Source organism: Micromonospora maris AB-18-032 (assembly GCF_000204155.1).
GTDB lineage: Bacteria > Actinomycetota > Actinomycetes > Mycobacteriales > Micromonosporaceae > Micromonospora > Micromonospora gifhornensis.
In genome coordinates this window covers 827,390-848,074 of the sequence record NC_015434.1, presented here as the reverse complement: position 1 = coordinate 848,074, position 20,685 = coordinate 827,390, and the positions used below count along the sequence as shown (strand labels likewise).

The following is a 20,685-nucleotide window of genomic DNA, read 5'->3' as shown; positions in this document are numbered from 1 at the left end:
CCCCGCGTACGTCATGACGGGCTGGCCGGTCCGGTCCGGCTGGCGGATCGACCCACCGTCCGCCGTTGTTCGGGCAGGCGGCCGGCGGTGACCGCGAGCCGGGCCACCCGACGCCCGTCGAGCGTCAGCACCCGCAGCAGCCAACCCCCGCCGCTCCCGGACGGATCGGGCACCGGAACCTCGTCACCCGGCCTGGGCAGCCGCCCGAGCGCGGCCATCACGAACCCACCCACCGTCTCGTACGGCCCGACGGGCAGCACCACAGCGGTGCGTTCGGCGAAATCGGCGAGATTCAGTCGCCCCTCCACCACGGCCGGCAGCCCGGCCAGCTCCGGTTCCGGCACCTCGGCGTACTCGTCGTGGATCTCACCGACCAGTTCCTCGATCAGATCCTCGCAGGTCACGATGCCCGCCGTTCCGCCGTACTCGTCGATCACCACGGCCAGGTGGTGTCCCTCCCGCCGCATCTCGGTCAACGCGGCGAGCACCCGCTTGCTGGCCGGCAGCCGCTTGACCTCCCGGACCAGCGCACCGACCGTGGTGTCCGGATCGCGGTCCGGATGCCACAGCACGTCGCGCAGGTGCACGAAGCCGACCACGTCGTCGTGGGTGCCGTCGACCACCGGATAGCGGGTGTGCATGCCGGCCCGGACCAGCGGCTCGGCCTCGGCGAGGGTCAACGCCGCCGACAGGAACACCACCTCGGTGCGGGGCATCATCACCTCACGCACCAGACTCGCCCCGGCCACCAGCACCTCGTCGATGATGCGCCGGCCCACCGGATCGAGCACCGTGTTCGCGGCGACCAGATCGCGTAGCTCCGCCTCGCTGATCCGCTCCCGACCGGCGGCCGGGCCCGTGCCCAGCAACGCCGTGACCAGCCGCAACCCACCGTCGACGGCCCGGACCACCACCCGGGCCACCGCCCGGGCGAGCCGCCCAGGCTCGCGGCGGGGCTGGGATGGCCACCGCCGCCGGGATCCGCGCCGACGCGCTGCCCGCATGACAGTGATGGTAGTCAGCACAGCCGCCGTAGGCTGTCCTCACCACATGGCCACACCGAACGGGCCAGGCAGGAGGACCCAGGTGAAACTGCTCGTCACCGGCGGCGCCGGCTTCATCGGCAGCGTGGTGACCCGGATGTTGCTCGACGCGGGTCACCAGGTCGTCGTCCTGGACGATCTACGGACCGGTCACCGGGAAGCCCTCGCCCCCGACGCCACATTCGTCGAGGCGGGCATCCACGACGCGGCGCGGGTGCTCACCCCAGAGGCCGGCTTCGACGGCGTGTTGCACTTCGCCGCGCTGATCGCCGCCGGTGAGTCGATGGTCGCCCCGGAGCGGTACTGGCACAACAACACAGTCGGTTCGCTGGCCCTGCTCGATGCGGTCCGCGCCGCCGGCGTACCCCGGCTGGTCTTCTCCTCCACCGCCGCCGTCTACGGCAACCCGGTCGAGCTGCCCATCGTCGAGACGGCCATCAAGGCCCCCACCAACACGTACGGGGCGACCAAACTCGCCGTCGACATGGCGCTCACCTCCGAGGCGATCGGGCACGGCCTGGCCGCCGTCTCGCTGCGCTACTTCAACGTCGCCGGGGCGTACCTCGACGGTGACACCGCCCTCGGCGAACGCCACGACCCGGAGACCCACCTCATCCCGATCGCGCTGGAGGTGGCCGCCGACCGGCGGGACAAGCTGCAACTGTTCGGCGACGACTACCCCACGATCGACGGCACCTGCGTACGCGACTACATCCACGTCGCCGACCTGGCCCGGGCCCACCTGCTCGCCCTCGACGCGGCCGTGCCCGGGCAGCACCGCATCTACAACCTCGGCAACGGCAACGGCTTCACCAACCGGCAGGTGGTCGAGGTGGTCCGCGAGATCACCGGCCACCCGCTTCCGGTCGAGATGGCGCCCCGCCGCGAAGGTGACCCGGCCGAGTTGGTCGCCTCCGCCGCGCTGGCCCGCGCCGAACTGGGCTGGGAACCGCAGAAGCCGACCTTGCACGACATGATCAGCGACGCCTGGTTCTTCTACCGCACGCACCGACTGGCCCAGCCGTGACCGGCGCCGCCCGCACCGTCGCCGACCGCGCCGCCGCCGGCTTCCACCAGGTGTACGCCGAGCCGCCCGCCGGCCGCTGGGCGGCTCCCGGCCGGGTCAACCTGATCGGCGAGCACACCGACTACAACGACGGCTTCGTGCTGCCCTTCGCTCTCCCCCTGCGTACCGTCGCCGCCGCCGCGCCACAGCCCGGCGAGACCTGGACGGTCTGGTCCGAGCTCACCGGCGAGACGGTCGACTTCGGTGCCGCCGAGGTGACCGCCGCCGGTCGGGTCACCGGTTGGGCCGGCTACGTGGCGGGCATCGTCTGGGCGCTGCGCGAGGCCGGTTACCCGGTGCCCGGTGCCCGGCTGGCGATCGCCTCCGACGTGCCGCTCGGCGCCGGCCTGTCCTCCTCCGCCGCGCTGGAGGCCGCCGTGCTCGCCGCCCTGGCCGACCTCGGTGGCCTCGACCTGCCCGCCGAGGCCCAGCCCCGGCTGGCCCAGCGCGCCGAGAACCGCTACGTCGGCGCACCCACCGGAATCATGGACCAGTCGGCGGCGATCCGCTGCCGCGCCGGGCACGCCCTCTTCCTCGACTGCCGCACCGAGCAGGTGGAACACATCCCGTTCGACCTGGCCGCCGCCGGCCTCGCCATCCTCGTGATCGACAGCAACGCCCCGCACCGCCACGTCGACGGCGAGTACGCGGCCCGCCGCAACAGCTGCGAGAAGGCCGCCGCCCTGCTCGACGTACCCGCGCTGCGCGACGTCCCGACCGACAACCTCGACGACGCGCTGGCCCGGCTCCCCGACGACGAGACCCGCCGCCGGGTCCGACACGTCGTCACCGAGAACCAGCGGGTGTACGACACCGTCGACCTGCTGCGCGCCCGCCAGATCCAGCAGATCGGCCCGCTGCTCGTCGCCTCACACACCTCCATGCGCGACGACTTCGCCATCACCGTTCCCGAGATCGACACCGCCGTCGAGGCCGCTCTCGCCGCCGGGGCACTCGGTGCCCGGATGACCGGTGGCGGCTTCGGTGGCTGCGTACTCGCCCTGGTCGAGGCCAACCACTCCGACACGGTCGCGAACGCCGTCACCGACGCGTACGCCCGACGGGGTTTCACCGCCCCCACCCACACCACCGTCACCCCCGCCGCCGGCGCCACCCGCCTCGACTGACCCGCTCCCCGCCCGCGCTCTCCCCCACACTGCCTCCGCTCAGCGCGCTGCCCACGCCCCCGCCCCGCGCCTTGCACGCTGCCCACGCTCAGCGTGCTGCCCACGCCCCCGCCCCGCGCCTTGCACGCTGCCCACGCTCAGCGCTCTGCCCCGCGCGCCGCGCCTCCGGGCGACATGTCGCCTCGATCTGGGATCGAGTGGCTTCCGAGCACACGGATAGCCACTCGATCCCAGATCAAGCACGATCTTGGTGTGATGGCGGCAAGACGTGGTCGCGGTCGACGTGGTGCGCCTCCGGAACGCCAGGGCAACCGCACTCTGGACGCTCGAACGTGCGCCCACGCACCTTCGCCAACTCCGCTTTGCTCTGCTTCAACCCACGCAACGGAAACCGGCGATACCTGTTGCGTGGGTTGAAGCAGAGCAAAGGGGTCCAGGAAGACATCCGCTCCCCTGGGTACGGCGCGGACCGGAAGCAGGCCAGTGTGTCCGGAAGCAGGTGCTTTGGCCCGGAAGCGGATGCGGCCCGCGCGGCACGGGTGCGGCGCGGGCCGTCACGGCGCGTCGAGTTGACGAGCGAGGTCGGGCAAGAAGCGGGACAACGGGGCCGGCCGGAGGGGCCGGCCGACGCAGCTCAGCCCGCTTCGACGATCATGCCTGCGCCGACCGTACGGTTGGTGCTCTCGTCGATGATGACGAAGCCGCCGGTGGTGCGGTTGCGGCGGTACTCGTCGGCGAGCAGCGGGACGGTGGTCCGCAGGCGGACCCGGCCGATCTCGTTGAGCCGCAGTTCGCTCGCCGACTCGTCCCGGTGCAGCGAGTTGATGTCCAGGCGGTAGTGCAGGCCACGGACGATCGCCCGGGCCGCGCGGGTGGTGTGCTTGATCGCGTACTTGCCGCCGACCTGCAACGGACGGGTCTCGTCCATCCAGCAGACCATCGCCTCGATGTCCTGCGCGACGGCGGGCGCGTTGTTCGGGCGGCAGATCATGTCGCCCCGGGAGATGTCGATCTCGTCTTCCAGCCGTACCGTCACCGACATCGGCGGGAACGCCTCCGTGACCGGGCCGTCGGCGGTCTCCACCGAGGAGATGCGGCTGGTGAAGCCGGACGGCAGCACCATCACCTCGTCGCCCGGCTTGAGCACCCCGGAGGCCACCTGGCCGGCGTAACCCCGGTAGTCGGTGACCGTGGTCGACTGCGGGCGGATGACGTACTGCACCGGGAAACGGACGTCGACCAGGTTCCGGTCGCTGGCGATGTGCACCCGCTCCAGGTGGTGCAGCAGCGCCGGGCCTTCGTACCAGGGCATGCTCTCCGAGCGGGTGACGATGTTGTCACCCTTGAGCGCGGAGATCGGCACCACGGTCAGGTCCGGCACGTCCAGCTTCGCCGCGAACGCGGTGAACTCGTCGGCGATCCGGTCGAAGACCTCCTGCGAGTAGTCGACCAGATCCATCTTGTTGACGCAGAGCACCAGGTGCGGCACCCGCAGCAGAGAGCAGAGGAAGGCGTGCCGGCGGGACTGCTCCACCAGGCCCTTACGGGCGTCCACCAGGATCAACGCCAGGTCGGCGGTCGAGGCGCCGGTGACCATGTTCCGGGTGTACTGAATGTGCCCGGGGGTGTCGGCGATGATGAACTTGCGCCGTGGCGTGGCGAAGTAGCGGTACGCCACGTCGATGGTGATGCCCTGCTCCCGCTCTGCCCGCAGGCCGTCGGTGAGCAAGGCCAGGTTTGTGTACTCGTCGCCCCGGGCCGCGCTGACCGCCTCCACCGCGGCCAACTGGTCGGTGAACAGCGACTTGGTGTCGTACAGCAGCCGACCGATCAGGGTCGACTTGCCGTCGTCCACACTGCCGGCCGTGGCGAACCGCAGCAGATCCATCGGGCGGGCCTCCGCCGCGGCGCGGGTCGGGTCCGCCGCGTCGCCCGGCGCGAGCGTCTCGGTGGTCATCAGAAGTAGCCCTCTCGCTTGCGGTCCTCCATCGCGGCCTCACTGACCCGGTCATCGCCCCGGGTGGCCCCGCGCTCGGTGATCCGGGTCGCGGCGACCTCCTCGATGACCTTCTCGACGGTGTCCGCGTCCGAGCGGACCGCCGCCGTGCAGGAGGCGTCGCCCACCGTCCGGTACCGCACCCGGGCCTTGAACCGGTCCTCGCCGGCACGGGCCGGCAGGAACTCGTTGACCGCGTAGAGCATCCCGTCGCGCTCGACCACCTCACGCTCGTGCGCGTAGTAGATCGACGGAAGCTCGATCCGCTCCCGGGCGATGTAGTGCCACACGTCCAGCTCGGTCCAGTTGGACAGCGGGAACACCCGGATCGACTCGCCCGGGTGGTGCCGCCCGTTGTACAGCGACCACAGCTCCGGTCGCTGGTTCTTCGGGTCCCACTGGCCGAACTCGTCGCGGAAGCTGAACACCCGCTCCTTGGCGCGGGCCTTCTCCTCGTCCCGGCGGGCCCCGCCGAAGAGCGCGTCGAAGCGGTGCTTCTCCACCGCGTCCAGCAGCACCGGCGTCTGGATCCGGTTACGCATCCCGTCCGCCGACTCCCGGACCAGCCCGCTGGCCAGGGCCTCCGGCACGCTGGCCACCACCAGTTGCAGGCTCAACTCGGCGACCCGACGGTCGCGGTAGTCCAGCACCTCGGGGAAGTTGTGTCCGGTGTCCACGTGCATCACCGGGAACGGGATCTGCGCCGGCGCGAACGCCTTCTGCGCCAGCCGGAGCATGACGATCGAGTCCTTGCCGCCGGAGAAGAGCAGCACCGGTCGCTCCATCTCGGCGACCACCTCACGCATCACGAAGATGCTCTCCGCCTCCAGGGCGTCGAGGTGGGTGACCTGGTAGGCCGCGGTCGCGGTCATGACACCGACTCGATTCGCTCGCTCATCCGCTTTCCAGACCTTTCCGGTCGGGGATGTCAGAAAGTAGGGCCAGGCTACCCGCCATGCCGGCGCAGCGCTGCAAGTAACCGGCTGGCGAGATCCTCACGGCACACCAACAGATCAGGCAGACGGGGGTCCGCCTCGTTGTATTTCAGCGCAGAACCGTCGATCCGGGAAGCGTGCAGTCCGGTGGCCGTCGCCACAGCCACCGGCGCCGCCGAGTCCCACTCGTACTGCCCGCCCGCGTGGATGTACGCGTCCACCTCACCGGTCACCACCGCGGCGATCTTCGCCCCGGCCGATCCCATCGGCACCAACTGCGCCCCGACCTCCTCGGCCAGGTCGGTCAGGAACGCCGGCGGTCGGCTCCGACTGGCCGCCAGGCGCAACCGGCCCGCACCACCGACCGACACCGACGGGTACGCGGGCGGCTGGTCGGTCGCCAACACCCGCTGCTGTGCCGGCAACCCGACAGCACCCGCGACCAGACCGTGGGAAGCCGAGGCGTCCCGCGCCCACAACGCCACGTGCACCGCCCAGTCCGTACGCCCCTGCTCGCTGAATTCCCGCGTACCGTCCAACGGGTCGATGATCCACACCCGGTCGGCGGTCAACCGGGACCCGACCCCCGCCTCGCCCTGCGCCGCGGACGCCTGACGGGAACCCTCGTCCTCCTCGGAGAGAACCGCGTCACCCGGACGCCACCTCGCCAACTCGGCCCGGATCAGATCATGCGAGACCTTGTCCCCGGCCGCCTTCAACGCGGCGGGATCGTCGAACCCCAACTCGGCCCGCAGGCCCACCAGCGCCTCACCCGCCCGGGCCGCCAACCAGCGGGCGAACTCCCCGTCGACCATCGGAGGACTGCTGCTCATGCCCCGCGCTCCCGTCGCAATCCGTCTACGCCGAGCAGCCGCCCCGCTCGGCCGCAAACCCGCACCCTATCGACCAGCCGCCCGGCCGGCCGTCCTCAGGTGCCGTGGTACAGATTCTGCGTCGGCTCCACACCCCGGATGATCACCGACTCCACCACATCGGCGGCCCGGTCCACCAGGAAGTCCAACTCCTTGCGCTCCGCCGCGCCGAAATCCGACAGCACGTAATCCGCCGGATCCTGCCGCCCCGGCGGACGACCGATGCCGAACCGCACCCGCACATAGTCCTTTGTGGCAAGCGACTTGGACATCGAGCGCAGCCCGTTGTGCCCGCCCTCACCACCGCCGAACTTCACCCGCACCTGGCCGTACTCGATGTCCAACTCGTCGTGCACCGCGACCACCTGAGCCGCCGGCACCTTGAAGAACTGCGCCAGGCTGGCCACCGGGCCACCCGAAAGGTTCATGTACGTCAACGGCTTGAGCAGCACCAGCTTCGGCCCGCCGAAACCCAGCCGCGCCTCGGCCACATCCGCCATCGCCCGCTTGTACCGGCCGAACTTCACACCCAACCGGTCAGCCAGCAGATCGGCCACCATGAACCCGACATTGTGCCGGTTGCCCGCGTACTCCCGACCCGGATTGCCCAGCCCGACCACCAGCCACGGCCCGGTCTCGTCCGTCACCGCCCGTTCCCTCCGTCATCGTCGCCCGTGGCGAAGCCGCAGGCGAGCCCGGTACGCCGACAGGCGCCCCCGGAGAACCGGGGACGCCTGTCGCACAGCCTACGAACCGATCAGGCCTCGGTCTTGGCCTCGGCGGTCTCCTCGCCACCCGCAGCCGCCGGCTCACCGGCCTCGGCACCCTCGGACGACTCGGCACCCTCCTCGCCGACCCCGGCCTCGACCTCGGCCTCGGCCACCTCGACCTCGGGCAGCGTCGCCTCAAGCTGCTCGGCGGTCGGCGCGGCGGTCACCGTGGCGACCGTCTGCTCCGGGTCACCGGCCAGCTCCACACCCGCCGGCAGGTCGACGTCCGCGGCGGTGACCTGGACGCCCGGCTCGGCACCCTCGATCGAGGCCTCCAGGTGATCCGGCACCTTGGTCGCCTCGGCGGTCACCGACACCGTGTCGTGGTCGTGCACGATCAGCGTGTCCTTCGCGGCCTCACCGGTCAGCTCGACCGGCACCTCGACGGTGACCTTCTCGCCCCGACGCACCAACAGCAGGTCGACGTGCTCGAAGGTGTCCTTGATCGGGTCACGCTGAATCGCCTTCGGCAGCGCCAGCGCCTGGGTGCCGTCGCTCACCTCGATCGCGAACAGCTGGTTCGCGCCGCCCTTGCGGATGGCCGCCGCGAACTCACGCGCCGGCAGCGCGATGTGCTTGGGCTTCTCACCGTGCCCGTACAGCACGGCGGGCACCTTGCCGGCCCGGCGGGTACGACGGGCACCACCCTTGCCGAACTCGGTACGGGGCTCGGCGCTGATCTTTACCTCGGACACGGGAAAACTCCTGATGCTTCGCTGCGGCAGCTTGTCGTCTGGCGGTGCTGGGCGGGGGGCTCGCAGGGGCTCATGCGTCAGCAGACTGCCCGGAGCACCGCGTCGATCACGGTGCCTCCGTGCGGCGCTTTTCAGCGGCCCGCAGGGCACCCTCGCCGTGGCAACCGCACCAGTCTACCCGAGCGGAATCCCGAAGTTCCGGCAGTCCCCGTACCACCGCCACCGACCGGCCCGCAGCCCTTTTCCGCCAGCACCGGCCCGGGACGAATCCGGACGAGTCGACCGACCCGTCCGGATCCTTGTGATCAGATCAGCTCAGACCACCGAACAGGGTGGTCACCGAACCGTCGTCGAACACCTCGCGGATGGCCCGCGCCAGCAGCGGCGCGATGGACAGCACGGTGAGCTTGTCGAGCTGCTTCTCCGGCGGCAACGGCAGCGTGTTGGTCACCACCACCTCGCTGATCGGGCTGTTCTTCAACCGCTCCGTCGCCGGGTCGGAGAGCAACGCGTGGGTGGACGCCACGATCACATCCGCCGCACCGGACTCCTTCAGGATGTCCGCCGCCTTGCAGATCGTGCCACCGGTGTCGATCATGTCGTCGACGATCAGGCAGACCCGACCCTCGACCTCACCGACCACCCGGTTCGCCACCACCTGGTTCGGCTTCAACGGATCCCGGGTCTTGTGGATGAACGCCAGCGGGCAGCCACCCAACCGGTCGGTCCACCGCTCGGCCACCCGTACCCGACCCGAATCCGGGGCGACCACCGTCATCGGCCGACCCGCGTACCTGCGCTCCACGTACTCGGCCAGAATGTCCATCGCGAAGAGGTGATCCACCGGCCCGTCGAAGAAGCCCTGGATCTGCGCGGTGTGCAGATCCACGGTGAGGATCCGGTTGGCCCCCGCCGTCTTCAACAGATCGGCCACCAGCCGCGCCGAGATCGGCTCCCGGCCACGGTGCTTCTTGTCCTGCCGCGAGTACGGATAGAACGGCAGAACCACGGTGATGCGCTTGGCGGAACCCCGCTTCAACGCGTCCACCATGATCAGGGTCTCCATGACCCACGTGTTCACCCCGTGCGTGACGGACTGCACCACGAAGGCGTCCGAACCACGTACCGAGTCCTTGAACCGTACGAAAATCTCGCCATTGGCGAACTCGTACGCGTCGGCCGGCGTCGGCGCGACGCCGAGCACCTCACCGATCTCCTTGGCCAGCTCCGGAAAGCCACGTCCGGAAAAGAGCATCAGGCTCTTGCGGTTTTCGGCGACGATGCTGCCCATGGGCCCGTCTGCTCCCGTTTTTGGTCGGTGGTACCCGGCCTGGAGGTGGTAGCTGGCCGGGGACTAGTCGGTTGCAGTATCTCCCGCCTCGGTCGCCGCGCCCACCGACTCGGCAGTGCCGTGGATTGCCTCACCTTCACTTGCGGCCGGCACCTGGGACGACCCACCCTGCAACGCCCGCTCAGCCGCCTCCGCCGACACCGTCCCCGGCCGCTTACGCGCCACCCATCCCTCGATGTTGCGCTGCGGCGCCCGGGTCACCCCGAGGGCACCCGGCGGCACATCCGTGCTGATCGCGCTGCCCGCCGCCACATAAGCCCCCGCACCCACCTCGACCGGCGCGATCAGATTCGTGTCACAGCCCACGAACGCACCCTCGCCGACCACGGTACGGCTCTTGTTGACCCCGTCGTAGTTCACGAAGATCGTCGCCGCGCCGATGTTCGCCCGCGCCCCGATCGTCGCGTCACCCACGTACGACAGGTGCGGCACCTTGGCACCCGCACCCAACTCGGAGTTCTTCACCTCGACGAACGTGCCGACCTTCGACTTCTCCGCCAACCGGGCGTCCGGCCGCAGATAGGCGTACGGCCCGACGCTGGCCCCCGGGCCGACCTCCGCACCGATCGCGTGGCTACGCAGCACCGTCGCACCGGCGTGCACCACCGTGTCGATCAACGTCACGTCCGGGCCGACCACCGCGCCACTACCCACCACCGAACCGCCGCGCAGCTGGGTGTTCTGGTCCACCACCGCGTCCCGGTCCAGCGCCACCGTCACATCGATCCAGGTCGTGGCCGGGTCGAGCAGGCTCACTCCGGCGCGCATCCAGCGCTCGTTCACCCGGTCCCGCAGCAGTCGCCGCAGCCCCGCCAGCTCCACCCGGTCGTTGCAGCCGAGCGTCTCGGTGTGGTCGGCGGCCAGGTGCACCACCACCGGCTCCCCGGCCGAGCCCAGCAGCCCGAACACGTCGGTCAGGTACTCCTCGCCCTGGTCGTTGTCGGTGGAGAGCTTGCCCAGCACGTCCCGCAGGCGGGCCGCGTCGAACGCGTAGATCCCGGCGTTGATCTCCCGGATCGCCAACTGGTCCGCGGTGGCGTCGCGTTGCTCGACGATCTGCTCCAGCCGGCCCGCCGCGTCACGCACGACCCGGCCCAGCCCGGTCGGATCGGGCACCTCGGCGGCCAGCACGGTTGCCGCCGCCCGTTCGCCCTCGTGCGCCGCCACCAGCGCGGCGACCGTCTCCGGACGCAGCAGCGGCACGTCGCCGTTGAGGACGACCACCGTGCCGGTGGCCTCCGGCGCCGCCTCCAACGCGATCCGCACCGCGTGGCCGGTGCCGAGCTGCTCGGCCTGGTGCACCGCGACGGCCTCCGGCGCGACCTCGGCCAGATGCGCCCGGACCTGGTCCGCGCCGTGCCCCACCACCACCATCGTCCGCTGCGCGGCCAGCGGCTCGGCAGCGCTCAGCACGTGCCCGAGCAGGGTGCGACCCAGCAGCGGGTGCAACACCTTGGGCAGGGAGGACTTCATCCGTTTGCCCTCACCGGCGGCGAGCACGACGACGGTACGGAGGTGGGGCTCGGGCACGACGTGGCTCCCGTCGGACGCGGACAGTCTCGCGGCCATGCTAACCAGACAATCCGTTGCGATTGGCATGGCCACGAGGATCGGCAGCACTTCCGCCCGTGCTGGGGTGCCTGGATTCGAACCAGGAGCTCAAGGCTCCAAAGGCCTGCGGGTTGCCGTTACCCCACACCCCATTGACATGTCAACCCGTAACGCCACGTCAACCAATGCTCAAACGTGCCGCACGGACTGGAACAGCCCGGCGATCATACCTTCAATCCGCCAGTAGAGCTCGCGGCTGCCCGGCACGTTGATCACAAGGCATCCCCGATAAGCATCGCCCACGTTTCGACGGGCCGTGTTGACCTTGTGTTTCTTCAGCGTCGAACGCTGAAACCGGTCACGTGGCAACGCCAACTCCTCCGCCCACCAGTCAGCGGCCGCCTCGGCGTCGGCGGTCTCGTGGATGCTCACCCGGTAGCTCGGCGCGGCGCGGTCAACTCCGCAGACCTCAAGGAATCGAAGGAAAAGCAACAGGAGCCCTGGGTCACTGTTGACGAACTGCACATGGTCGTCGCGACGCCAAGGCTTGGATTTGGTGCCCTCGCACCAGTAGCTGACCGCTCCGAGCAACAACACGTCCCGGTCGTCGAGATCGCCGACAACACGGGCAGCCAGGTCGTGCACCGCTGCCTGGGCTTCATCGCGCTCCCGGCGGTGCGTCGCCCACCGCCCTTCGGTCATGGTCTTCGAGTGGGCTCGGCGGCGTTGCTGTTCCTGCTCCGGGTCTCGCTGCAGCGGCAGGTGGCGCACCCAGAGGTACGCCGTCGACCGGCTGACGCCCAGCCGCTGCGCGATCTCCGGGACGGAGTGCCCGGTCGAGCGCAGTGCGACCGCCTCGGCCCGCAGGCTGTCCTTGGCGTTGGGGCGCCGGGTCCGCTCCGGCGGCGGCACACCGCGCAGCAAGTCGTACACCCGGTTGCGGCCGAGGCCGGTGCGGGCCCGGATCTCGCGGACGGAGAGCTGTTCCACGGTGCGCAGGCGGCGCACCTCGTCGCCGCGCGGGTCGGTCATGCGACTCAGGTTAGGACCGCTGTACGACAACTTTGTCATCGATTCACTTCGCTGTCTGATGCGATCTACCGGACCCGTAAGTTACGGTGACGTAGCCGTAGATTCGCATTACCGCTGTGTGAGGTGCCATGTCCACCGCCCTACTCGATCCCGGCCCGAAACCACTCACTCAGGGCGCCCAGTCGCGCGGAATCCTCGTCGCGTTGTGGGCCTTCGTGGTGATCCCGTTCGCCGCACTTGTCGCCGCCGTGCCGGTGGCCTGGGGTGGCTGGCTCGGCTGGGTCGACGTGGGCGTCGCCGCGTTCTGGTACGTGGTCTCCGGTCTGGGCATCACGGTGGGCTACCACCGCTACTTCACCCACGGCTCGTTCAAGGCGAAGCGAGGGCTGCGGGTGGGCCTGGCCGTCTCCGGTTCACTCGCCGTGCAGGGCGACATCATCCAGTGGGTGGCGGATCATCGTCGGCACCACGCATTCTCCGATCTGGAGGGTGACCCGCACTCCCCGTGGCGGTTCGGTCCCACCCTCTGGGGCCTGACCAAGGGGCTGTTCCACGCGCACGTCGGCTGGCTGTTCGGCCGCGAACTGTCCAACCGGGAGCGTTTCGCCCCGGATCTGCTCAACGATCGGGACATCCGGCGGGTGAGCGGGCTCTTCCCCGTACTGGTGATCGTCTCGGTGCTCGGCCCGGCGTTGATGGGTGGGCTGCTGACCTGGTCGTGGCAGGGTGCGTTGACCGCGTTGTTCTGGGGCGGCCTGGTCCGCATCTCGCTGCTGCACCACGTCACCTGGTCGATCAACTCGGTGTGCCACGTGTACGGCGAGCGGCCGTTCATGATGCGTCACGGTGACCGGGCGTCGAACTTCTGGCCGTTGGCGCTGCTGTCGTTCGGCGAGAGCTGGCACAACCTGCATCACGCCGACCCGACGAGTGCCCGGCACGGGGTTCTGCGGGGTCAGATCGATATTTCGGCCCGGGTGATCTGGCTGTTCGAGAAGGTCGGCGCGGCGTGGGACGTGCGCTGGCCGAAGCCGGAACGGCTCGCGGCGAAGCTGGTCAAGCCGACGGACCAGCCGGCGTAACGAGAAAGCCGACAGTCCACCGGCAAGTTACCTGGCAGTATGTTCGGGATGACCGGGCAAAAGACAGGCAGCATTCCCCAACAGGGCGTCACCGAGCGCCAACGAGGTGACGCGATGGCCGAGGTTGCCAGCGAGGGAAGCGACAAGCGGCGGCGTACCGTGCGCACCGCGTCGGCCAAGCCGACCTCACGGGTACGCATGTCGGCTGCTCAACGTCGCGAACAGCTGATCTCGATCGGTCGGCAGATCTTCGCCGAGCGGGGCTTCGATGCCACCTCCATCGAGGAGGTGGCATCGCGCGCCAAGGTCTCCAAGCCGGTGGTCTACGAGCACTTCGGCGGCAAGGAAGGGCTCTACGCGGTGGTGGTGGACCGGGAGGTCCGGGCCCTGCTGGACCGGATCACCACCGCGTTGACCGCCGGTCATCCGCGCGAGTTGCTGGAGCAGGCGGCGTTGGCGCTGCTCGGCTACATCGAGGAGGAGACGAGCGGGTTCCGGGTGCTGGTGCGCGAGTCGCCGGTGCTCTCCGCGACAGGCAATTTCAGCAGTGTGATGAACGACGTGGCGCACCAGGTGGAGCACATCCTGGGCGCGGAGTTCTCCAGCCGGGGGTACGACCCGAAGCTTGCCGAGTTGTACGCGCAGGCGCTGGTGGGGATGGTCGCGTTGACCGGCCGCTGGTGGTTGGAGGTACGCAAGCCGCGCAAGGAGACGGTGGCGGCGCACCTGGTGAACCTCTCCTGGAACGGCCTGTCGCACCTGGAGGCGAAGCCGGGGCTGATCACCGCCGGCCGCTGATCACCGCACGCCGGTCGATGGTGGCAGGACGGCTGGTCGTGGCGAGGCGGTTGCTCGGCCGGGTCAGCGGCGGCGGTGGATCTCGGCGACGGGGTGGTAGCGGCGCTCCCGCTCAGCCTCGGCGTGCTCTGGCTCGCCCACCTTGCCGTAGAGGCCGGTGCCGAGCAGGATCAGCCCGAACAGCATCGACACGATCACCGTCGACATCGAGAAGTTCAGGAAGTTGGCGCGGGTCTGCAGGAACGACATCATCAGGATGCTGGTGACCAGGAAGACGACTCCGGCGGTCAGGTTCATGTAGTGGCCCAGGTTGCCGCGCCGGGACGCGCCGACGATGAGCACGGCTCCGAAGATCACCGAGGCCAGCGAGAAGGCCAGGTTGGTGCGGAGTCCGAGGGCCCAGCTCCCGTCGCGGGAGAACAGCGGGTCACCCCAGGTCGACACGGTGCCCCAGACGCCGAATGCCAGGATGTAGAGCCCGATCAGGCCGGACAGCACCCGGTAGATCGGCCGCGCCGGATGGTTGATGGGAAAGTGCGGCATCGACCCCTCCACGCCACCGGGAACAATCCGGACAATTGTCCCCCACCATCCCCACCCGCGTCAGCCATTCCCCCAAGGATCGCCCACGCTTCCGGCCGCGCAGCCAGAACTATGCGCAACCACGAAGGGTTTCGCCGGAGCCCGACCCGCGCAGGGATCAAGCCTGACCGCCCGGAGCAGGTCGGGCTCCGGCGAAACCCCACCGCAGCCAGTTCAGAGCACGAGCCGAGCCTTCTGCCAAGCCTCGTGCTCCTCGTCCGTGCCGACCTTGCTGTACATGCCGGACATCAGCAGCGCGAGGCTGAGGAGCATGAGCACGATGACGGTGGCCACGCTGAGGTTGAAGATGTTGGCGTCGGTACGCAGGAAGGCGAGCCCGCCCAGGCTCACCACCATGATCAGGTACGCGCTCCACTGGTTGATCAGCACGTCCAGGTTGCGGCCGATGACCGTGCCGGCCAGCACGACGGCACCGATCACGATGCTCACCAGCGAGAAGCCGAGGTTGGTCCCCTGCCCGAGCACCTGGGTGTCGCCCTGACCGAAGAACGGGTCGCCGGTGCTGGCGAAGAAGCCGAGCAGACCGAAGAGCACCAGGTACAGACCGATCAGCCCGCCGATCGCCCGGTAGATCGGCCGCGCGGGGTGGTTGACGGGGGTGTGGGCCATTTCTGTGTCTCCAACGCCGTTGGGTCAGGGTCTTCCGGGGATTGTCCCGTACCCCACGGTGTGACGCCGCACACGGGGTCCCCGGCAGGTCGGGACGTCGCTGCCGGTCGTCGGCGCGTCACCGAGGACCGGTGACCGACTCAGCCGGCCGGGATCTCGTCGGCCAGGGCGAGCCAGGTCTCCTCGATCTGTTCCCGTTCTGCCCGTACCTGGTTGAGCTGGGCGTCCAGCTCGGCGACCTTGTTGTAGTCGGTGGCATTGGCGGCGAGTTGGTCGAGCAGCGTGGCTTCCTTCTGCTCCAGCTTGCTGACCTGCCGCTCCAACCGGGTCAGTTCCTTGCGGGCCTGTCGGGCCTCGGCGGCGCTCATCCCGCTGGTGGTCGCGGCGGTGGTGGTCGGTGCGGCCGGTTCGCCGGGTGCGGCGTTGAGGCCGGGCCGGTTGGCGGCTCGGCTGAGGTATTCCTCCACGCCGCCGGGCAGGTGCACCAGCCGACCGTCGCCGAACATCCCGTACGCCGTGTCGGCCACCCGCTCGATGAGGTAGCGGTCGTGGCTGGCCACCACGATGGTGCCGGGCCAGGAGTCGAGCAGGTCCTCCAGCGCGGCGAGGGTGTCGGTGTCGAGGTCGTTGGTGGGCTCGTCGAGCAGCAGCACGTTCGGCTCGCCGGCGAGCAGGCGCAGCATCTGCAACCGGCGGCGCTCACCGCCGGAGAGGTCCCCGACGGGGGTCCAGAGCCGCCGGTCGTCGAAGCCGAAGACCTCGGCGAGTTGGGCGGCGGAGATCTCCCGGTCGCCGAGGCGTACCCGCCGGGCGACCTCCTCGACGGCTTCGAGGACGCGCAGTTCGCTGGGGAGTTCGCGCAGTTCCTGGGAGAGGAACGCGGGTCGCACGGTGGAGCCGGTGATCAGCCGACCGCCGTCGGGGTGGGTGATGCCGGCGAGCATCCGCAGCAGCGTGGTCTTGCCTGCGCCGTTGGCGCCGAGGATGGCGACCCGGTCGCCGGGGCCGACCTGCCAGGTGGCGTCTTCGAGGATGGTCTTGGGGCCGGCGTGCAGTCGGACGTGCTCCAGGTCGTACACCTGCTTGCCGAGCCGGGCGGTGGCCAGCCGTTGCAGGGAGGTGGTGTCGCGCGGGGGTGGCACGTCGGCGATGAGCGCGTTGGCCGCGTCGATGCGGAACTTGGGCTTGGAGGTGCGGGCCGGTGCGCCTCGGCGCAGCCAGGCGATCTCCTTGCGGAGCAGGTTCTGTCGGCGGGCCTCGGTGGCGGCGGCGACCCGTTCGCGTTCGACGCGGGCCAGGGTCCAGGCCGCGTAGCCGCCCTCGTAGGCGCGGACGGTCTGGTCGGCCACCTCCCAGGTGGTGGTGCAGACCGCGTCGAGGAACCAGCGGTCGTGGGTGACCACGACGAGGGCGCCCTTGCGGCCGAGCAGGTGGCGGGCCAGCCAGTCGACGCCGCCGACGTCGAGGTGGTTGGTGGGCTCGTCGAGGATGAGCAGGTCGGCTTCGCGGACCAGCAGGGCGGCCAGCGCGACGCGGCGGCGTTCGCCGCCGGACATCGGTCCGACGGGGGTGTCGAGGCCCAGGTAGGGCATGCCGAGCCCGTCGAGGATGGCGCGTACGCCGGCGTCGCCGGCCCATTCGTGCTCGGCGCCCATGCTCTCGGCGAGCCATTCGGTGCCGAGCACGACGTCGCGGACGGTGGCGTCGGGGCTGAGGGTGAGGTTCTGGGGCAGCCAGGCGACCCGCAGGTCACGACGGTGGGTGACGCGGCCGTCGTCGGGTTCCTCGGCGCGGGTGAGCAGCCGCAGCAGCGTCGACTTGCCGGCGCCGTTGAGCCCGACCACGCCGATCCGGTCGGCGTCGTCCAGGCCGAGCGAGACGTCGGTGAGCAGCGGCCCGGCGGCGCCGTAGCCCTTGGACACCCGGTCCAGGTTGACGATGTTGGCCACGAACCCACCTCTCATGATCAAGGCGTCCCGGTGCCGGCGGGCACCTGGGGACGCCTGGCTTTCAGGGTACGCGGAGCGGTGCTCCGCCTGCCGGCAGCGCCCCGTCGCCCGCGCAGCCAGGGAACACTGCCTGCGCAGCCAGGGAACAACAGCCAAGGTCACGCTCGATCTGGGATCAAGTGGCTCAGCGGCCCCGATGAGGCCACTCGATCCCGGATCGAGCGCGATCTTGCCGACAGCGGCGCGGTGGTCGGGGCGGTCTGGGCGGCCAGCGGGCGTGGTGGTCAGGTGATGCGGGCGCCGTGGACCGGGCCGTGGGCGGTGCGGACGTGGCGGCACACCTCGGCGGCGGTCAACTCGGCGGCGACCCGCTCGGCGTCGGCCGCGTCGGCGGCGAGGAAGACGCAGGTGGGGCCGGAGCCGGAGACGATGCCGGCCAGGGCGCCGGCCGCCTCCCCGGCCTTCAGCGTGGCCGCCAGGGAGGGGCGCAGGGACAGGGCGGCGTCCTGCAGGTCGTTGCCGAGGGTCCGGGCCAGCACCCGAGGGTCGCGCTGGCGCAACGCGCCAAGCAGGGCGTCGGTGCTGCCGAGCGCCGGCCCCGCGGCGCCGGCCTCGCGAAGCCGGTCGAGTTCGCGGTACGCCTGGGGGGTGGACAGGCCGCCGTCGGCGATGGCCACCACCCAGTGCCAGGAGGTGGGGCGGGCCAGGACGGGGCTGATCGCCTCGCCCCGGCCGGTGCCGAGGGCGGTACCGCCGTGGATCAGGAACGGCACGTCCGAGCCGAGGTCGGCGGCGATGTCGGCCAGTTCGTCGCGGGACAGGCCGGTGCCCCAGAGCGCGTCGCAGGCCACCAGCGTGGCGGCCGCGTCCGCGCTGCCCCCGGCGAGGCCGCCGGCGAGGGGGATCTGCTTGCGCAGGTGCAGGCGGGCGTGCGGCATCACACCGGCGTAACCGGCGAGCGCGTGGGCGGCCCGGATGACCAGGTTCGAGTCGTCGAGGGCGAGTTCCCCGGTGCCTTCGCCCTCCATGGTGAGGGTGAGGGTGTCGCCCCGCCGCGCGGTCAGCTCGTCGTAGATCGAGATCGCGTGGTAGACGGTGTTCAGCTCGTGGTAGCCGTCCCGCCGCAACGGTCCGACCCCCAGATGCAGGTTGACCTTGGCGGGCACCCGGACCCGGACCGGTCCGGTGGCCCCGCGCCGTTCGTCGTCGTCCCCCGGTCGCCAGGCCTCGGTCACCGGATGCCACCCCGTCCGCACGACGCGATGTCGAACGACTTCTCCACGATCAGCTCCTCGGCGGTGTCAGGCGGCCGGTCCCGCGTCCGCGTCAGCCTACTGCGCTGCGGACGTACCGCCTCGGGCCGACGCGGCCACCGCGGCGAACTGCTCGACGGTGAGTGACTCCCCCCGTGCGCCGGGGTCGACCCCGGCTGCGGTGAGCGCCGCGGCGGCCCGGTCGGCGCCGCCGGCCCAGCCGGCCAGGGCGGCCCGCAGTGTCTTGCGGCGCTGCGCGAATGCCGCGTCCACCACGGCGAAGACCTGTTCCCGGGGTACGTCGGCGCGGGGTGGTTCGCGGCGGGTGAAGGCGACCAGGCCGGAGTCGACGTTGGGCACCGGCCAGAACACGTTAGGTGGCACCTTGCCGGCGGCGCGGGCGTGGGCGTACCAGGCGAGTTTGACCGACGGGATGCCGTACACCTTGGAGCCGGGACCGGCGACGAGCCGGTCGGCGACCTCCTTCTGCACCATGACCAGGCCGTGGCGGAGGCTGGGCAGTACGGCCAGCAGGTGCAGCACCACCGGCACGGCGACGTTGTAGGGCAGGTTCGCCACCAGCGCGGTGGGTGCCGGGTCGGTCAGTTCGGCACCGGTGATCCGCAGCGCGTCGGCGTGGTGCACGGTGAGCCGCGCGGCGTGCGGGCCGGCGTGCCGGGCGGCGGTGTCGGGCAACGCCGCGGCCAGCGTCGGATCGATCTCCACGGCGTGTACGTGGGCGGCGACGGGCAGCAGGGCGAGGGTCAGCGAGCCGAGCCCCGGTCCCACCTCCAGCGCGACGTCGTCTCCGGTGAGCCCGGCGGTGGTGACGATCCGGCGCACGGTGTTCGGGTCGTGCACGAAGTTCTGCCCGAGCCGCTTGGTGGGGGCGACACCGAGCCGGGCGGCGAGGTCCCGGATCTCCGCCGGTCCGAGCAGGTCTGCGGCCATAGCCCGACAGCCTACGGGTAAGGAAGGGCCCCTTATTAACGCCTCGTGTATAGCAAGGGCCCCTTCTTAACGTGCGGGATCAGTACCAGGGGCCGAAGGCCCGCTCGCCGGTGGTGGAGATCGCGGCGCAGAGGTCGTCGAGGTCGGCGCCGGTGGCGTCGGCCAGGGCCCGCACGGTCAGCGGGATGAGGTACGACGCGTTCGGCCGCCCCCGGTACGGCATCGGGGTGAGGTACGGCGCGTCGGTTTCGACGAGGATCTGGTCCAGCGGGGTCAGCGCGGCGGCCTCGCGCAGCGATCCGGCGCTGGCGAAGGTGACCGTCCCGGCGAAGCTGAGCAGGTATCCGCGGCGGACGCACTCGGCGGCGAACTGTGCGTCGCCGGAGAAGCAGTGCATCACCACCGTGTCGGGTGCGCCCTCGTCGTCGAGGATGCGCAGCACGTCGGCGTGGGCGTCGCGGTCGTGGATGACCAGGGTCTTGCCGTACCGCTTGGCGATGGCGATGTGGGCCCGGAAGCTCTCCTCCTGGGCGGCGCGGCCGTCGTCGCCGGTGCGGAAGAAGTCCATGCCGGTCTCGCCGACGCCGCGTACCCGGTCCCGGGCGGCCAGCGACTCGATCTCCCGCAGCGCGGCGTCGAGGTCGGCCAGCCGGGGCGCCTCGTTGGGGTGCAGCGCCACGGTGGCCAGCACGGCGGGATGCCGGTCGGCCACGTCGGCGCCCCAGCGGGAGGATTCCACGTCGACGCCGACCTGGACCAGCCGGTCGACGCCGACGGCGGTGGCCACGTCGATCGCCGCGGTGACCGGGTCGGTGGCGTCACCGGCACCCGGCACCCCGACCTCGCTGACGGTGATGTCCAGGTGGGTGTGGCTGTCGAGCACCGGCCGGGGCAACGGTTCGGGGGCGGGCGGGAACTCACCGGCGCGGCGCGCGGCGCGCTGGCTGCGGGACTCGGTCGGCTGGCTCATCAGCGACAGCATCACACATCGGGTCGCTCCAC

The 20,685-nt window shown here is 70.7% G+C and carries 19 protein-coding genes and 1 tRNA gene; 4 read left to right on the top strand and 16 right to left on the bottom strand.

Annotated elements, in window-relative coordinates; all coding sequences use genetic code 11:
* Positions 1–11 precede the first annotated feature (11 nt).
* Positions 12–1,004, bottom strand: a complete 993-nt coding sequence (locus VAB18032_RS04000) for a hemolysin family protein (RefSeq protein WP_081476244.1) — start codon at positions 1,002–1,004, stop codon at positions 12–14.
* A 46-nt stretch (positions 1,005–1,050) separates the two neighbouring features.
* Between VAB18032_RS04000 and galE the strand changes: the two genes are divergently transcribed.
* Complete coding sequence (galE, locus tag VAB18032_RS03995; RefSeq protein WP_193386290.1) at positions 1,051–2,070, top strand: UDP-glucose 4-epimerase GalE; 1,020 nt, start codon at positions 1,051–1,053, stop codon at positions 2,068–2,070.
* Entirely contained in the window at positions 2,067–3,236 is a 1,170-nt protein-coding gene (gene galK, locus VAB18032_RS03990) for a galactokinase (protein ID WP_013731497.1), read from the top strand. The genes galE and galK overlap by 4 nt, the downstream gene beginning before the upstream one ends.
* Before the next feature lie 634 nt (positions 3,237–3,870).
* Here galK and cysN read toward each other — a convergent pair.
* The 9 genes from cysN to VAB18032_RS03945 all read right to left on the bottom strand — a co-directional run bounded on the left by cysN (position 3,871) and on the right by VAB18032_RS03945 (position 12,438).
* Positions 3,871–5,193 (bottom strand): sulfate adenylyltransferase subunit CysN, encoded by a 1,323-nt coding sequence (gene cysN, locus VAB18032_RS03985; RefSeq protein ID WP_043719643.1) that lies wholly within the window; start codon positions 5,191–5,193, stop codon positions 3,871–3,873.
* Positions 5,193–6,104 (bottom strand): sulfate adenylyltransferase subunit CysD, encoded by a 912-nt coding sequence (gene cysD, locus VAB18032_RS03980; RefSeq protein WP_013731495.1) that lies wholly within the window; start codon positions 6,102–6,104, stop codon positions 5,193–5,195. The genes cysN and cysD overlap by 1 nt, the downstream gene beginning before the upstream one ends.
* Positions 6,105–6,178: 74 nt before the next feature.
* Positions 6,179–6,982, bottom strand: a complete 804-nt coding sequence (locus tag VAB18032_RS03975; RefSeq protein WP_013731494.1) for an inositol monophosphatase family protein — start codon at positions 6,980–6,982, stop codon at positions 6,179–6,181.
* Positions 6,983–7,095: 113 nt separating this feature from the next.
* Complete coding sequence (pth, locus tag VAB18032_RS03970) at positions 7,096–7,686, bottom strand: aminoacyl-tRNA hydrolase (protein ID WP_013731493.1); 591 nt, start codon at positions 7,684–7,686, stop codon at positions 7,096–7,098.
* A 110-nt stretch (positions 7,687–7,796) separates the two neighbouring features.
* Entirely contained in the window at positions 7,797–8,504 is a 708-nt protein-coding gene (locus VAB18032_RS03965) for a 50S ribosomal protein L25/general stress protein Ctc (protein WP_013731492.1), read from the bottom strand.
* A 310-nt stretch (positions 8,505–8,814) separates the two neighbouring features.
* Positions 8,815–9,795: a ribose-phosphate diphosphokinase gene (locus VAB18032_RS03960; RefSeq protein ID WP_013731491.1), complete on the bottom strand. Its 981-nt coding sequence runs from the start codon at positions 9,793–9,795 to the stop codon at positions 8,815–8,817.
* A gap of 63 nt (positions 9,796–9,858) precedes the next feature.
* Positions 9,859–11,385, bottom strand: a complete 1,527-nt coding sequence (gene glmU, locus VAB18032_RS03955) for a bifunctional UDP-N-acetylglucosamine diphosphorylase/glucosamine-1-phosphate N-acetyltransferase GlmU (RefSeq protein WP_043719638.1) — start codon at positions 11,383–11,385, stop codon at positions 9,859–9,861.
* 101 nt (positions 11,386–11,486) lie between these two features.
* Positions 11,487–11,558, bottom strand: a tRNA-Gln gene (locus VAB18032_RS03950).
* Positions 11,559–11,595: 37 nt separating this feature from the next.
* Complete coding sequence (locus VAB18032_RS03945) at positions 11,596–12,438, bottom strand: helix-turn-helix domain-containing protein (protein ID WP_013731489.1); 843 nt, start codon at positions 12,436–12,438, stop codon at positions 11,596–11,598.
* 128 nt (positions 12,439–12,566) lie between these two features.
* Between VAB18032_RS03945 and VAB18032_RS03940 the strand changes: the two genes are divergently transcribed.
* Positions 12,567–13,520, top strand: a complete 954-nt coding sequence (locus tag VAB18032_RS03940) for an acyl-CoA desaturase (protein ID WP_013731488.1) — start codon at positions 12,567–12,569, stop codon at positions 13,518–13,520.
* Between the two features lie 114 nt (positions 13,521–13,634).
* Positions 13,635–14,318 (top strand): TetR/AcrR family transcriptional regulator, encoded by a 684-nt coding sequence (locus VAB18032_RS03935; RefSeq protein WP_013731487.1) that lies wholly within the window; start codon positions 13,635–13,637, stop codon positions 14,316–14,318.
* Positions 14,319–14,381: 63 nt separating this feature from the next.
* Here VAB18032_RS03935 and VAB18032_RS03930 read toward each other — a convergent pair whose 3' ends face one another.
* The 6 genes from VAB18032_RS03930 to VAB18032_RS03905 form a co-directional block, all read right to left on the bottom strand.
* Positions 14,382–14,861 carry a DUF4383 domain-containing protein gene (locus VAB18032_RS03930; protein ID WP_013731486.1) on the bottom strand — a complete coding sequence of 160 codons (480 nt, stop codon included), beginning with the start codon at positions 14,859–14,861 and terminating at the stop codon, positions 14,382–14,384.
* Positions 14,862–15,074: 213 nt separating this feature from the next.
* Entirely contained in the window at positions 15,075–15,530 is a 456-nt protein-coding gene (locus tag VAB18032_RS03925) for a DUF4383 domain-containing protein (RefSeq protein WP_013731485.1), read from the bottom strand.
* Positions 15,531–15,670: 140 nt separating this feature from the next.
* Positions 15,671–17,479: an ABC-F family ATP-binding cassette domain-containing protein gene (locus VAB18032_RS03920; RefSeq protein ID WP_013731484.1), complete on the bottom strand. Its 1,809-nt coding sequence runs from the start codon at positions 17,477–17,479 to the stop codon at positions 15,671–15,673.
* A 284-nt stretch (positions 17,480–17,763) separates the two neighbouring features.
* Positions 17,764–18,714, bottom strand: a complete 951-nt coding sequence (locus VAB18032_RS03915) for a 4-(cytidine 5'-diphospho)-2-C-methyl-D-erythritol kinase (RefSeq protein ID WP_043722938.1) — start codon at positions 18,712–18,714, stop codon at positions 17,764–17,766.
* A 96-nt stretch (positions 18,715–18,810) separates the two neighbouring features.
* Positions 18,811–19,683, bottom strand: a complete 873-nt coding sequence (gene rsmA, locus VAB18032_RS03910) for a 16S rRNA (adenine(1518)-N(6)/adenine(1519)-N(6))-dimethyltransferase RsmA (protein WP_013731482.1) — start codon at positions 19,681–19,683, stop codon at positions 18,811–18,813.
* Positions 19,684–19,762: 79 nt separating this feature from the next.
* Positions 19,763–20,665: a TatD family hydrolase gene (locus tag VAB18032_RS03905; RefSeq protein WP_013731481.1), complete on the bottom strand. Its 903-nt coding sequence runs from the start codon at positions 20,663–20,665 to the stop codon at positions 19,763–19,765.
* Positions 20,666–20,685 lie beyond the last annotated feature (20 nt).

Coding starts and splice junctions, on each gene's coding strand:
- VAB18032_RS03975 (WP_013731494.1), bottom strand. CDS start 6,982: ATGGTCGACGGGGAGTTCGCCCGCTGGTTGGCGGCCCGGGCGGGTGAG.
- rsmA (WP_013731482.1), bottom strand. CDS start 19,683: ATGGCCGCAGACCTGCTCGGACCGGCGGAGATCCGGGACCTCGCCGCC.
- VAB18032_RS03960 (WP_013731491.1), bottom strand. CDS start 9,795: ATGGGCAGCATCGTCGCCGAAAACCGCAAGAGCCTGATGCTCTTTTCC.
- cysD (WP_013731495.1), bottom strand. CDS start 6,104: ATGACCGCGACCGCGGCCTACCAGGTCACCCACCTCGACGCCCTGGAG.
- galE (WP_193386290.1), top strand. CDS start 1,051: ATGGCCACACCGAACGGGCCAGGCAGGAGGACCCAGGTGAAACTGCTC.
- VAB18032_RS03905 (WP_013731481.1), bottom strand. CDS start 20,665: ATGCTGTCGCTGATGAGCCAGCCGACCGAGTCCCGCAGCCAGCGCGCC.
- VAB18032_RS04000 (WP_081476244.1), bottom strand. CDS start 1,004: ATGCGGGCAGCGCGTCGGCGCGGATCCCGGCGGCGGTGGCCATCCCAG.
- VAB18032_RS03940 (WP_013731488.1), top strand. CDS start 12,567: ATGTCCACCGCCCTACTCGATCCCGGCCCGAAACCACTCACTCAGGGC.
- cysN (WP_043719643.1), bottom strand. CDS start 5,193: ATGACCACCGAGACGCTCGCGCCGGGCGACGCGGCGGACCCGACCCGC.
- VAB18032_RS03925 (WP_013731485.1), bottom strand. CDS start 15,530: ATGGCCCACACCCCCGTCAACCACCCCGCGCGGCCGATCTACCGGGCG.
- VAB18032_RS03935 (WP_013731487.1), top strand. CDS start 13,635: ATGGCCGAGGTTGCCAGCGAGGGAAGCGACAAGCGGCGGCGTACCGTG.
- VAB18032_RS03945 (WP_013731489.1), bottom strand. CDS start 12,438: ATGACCGACCCGCGCGGCGACGAGGTGCGCCGCCTGCGCACCGTGGAA.
- VAB18032_RS03930 (WP_013731486.1), bottom strand. CDS start 14,861: ATGCCGCACTTTCCCATCAACCATCCGGCGCGGCCGATCTACCGGGTG.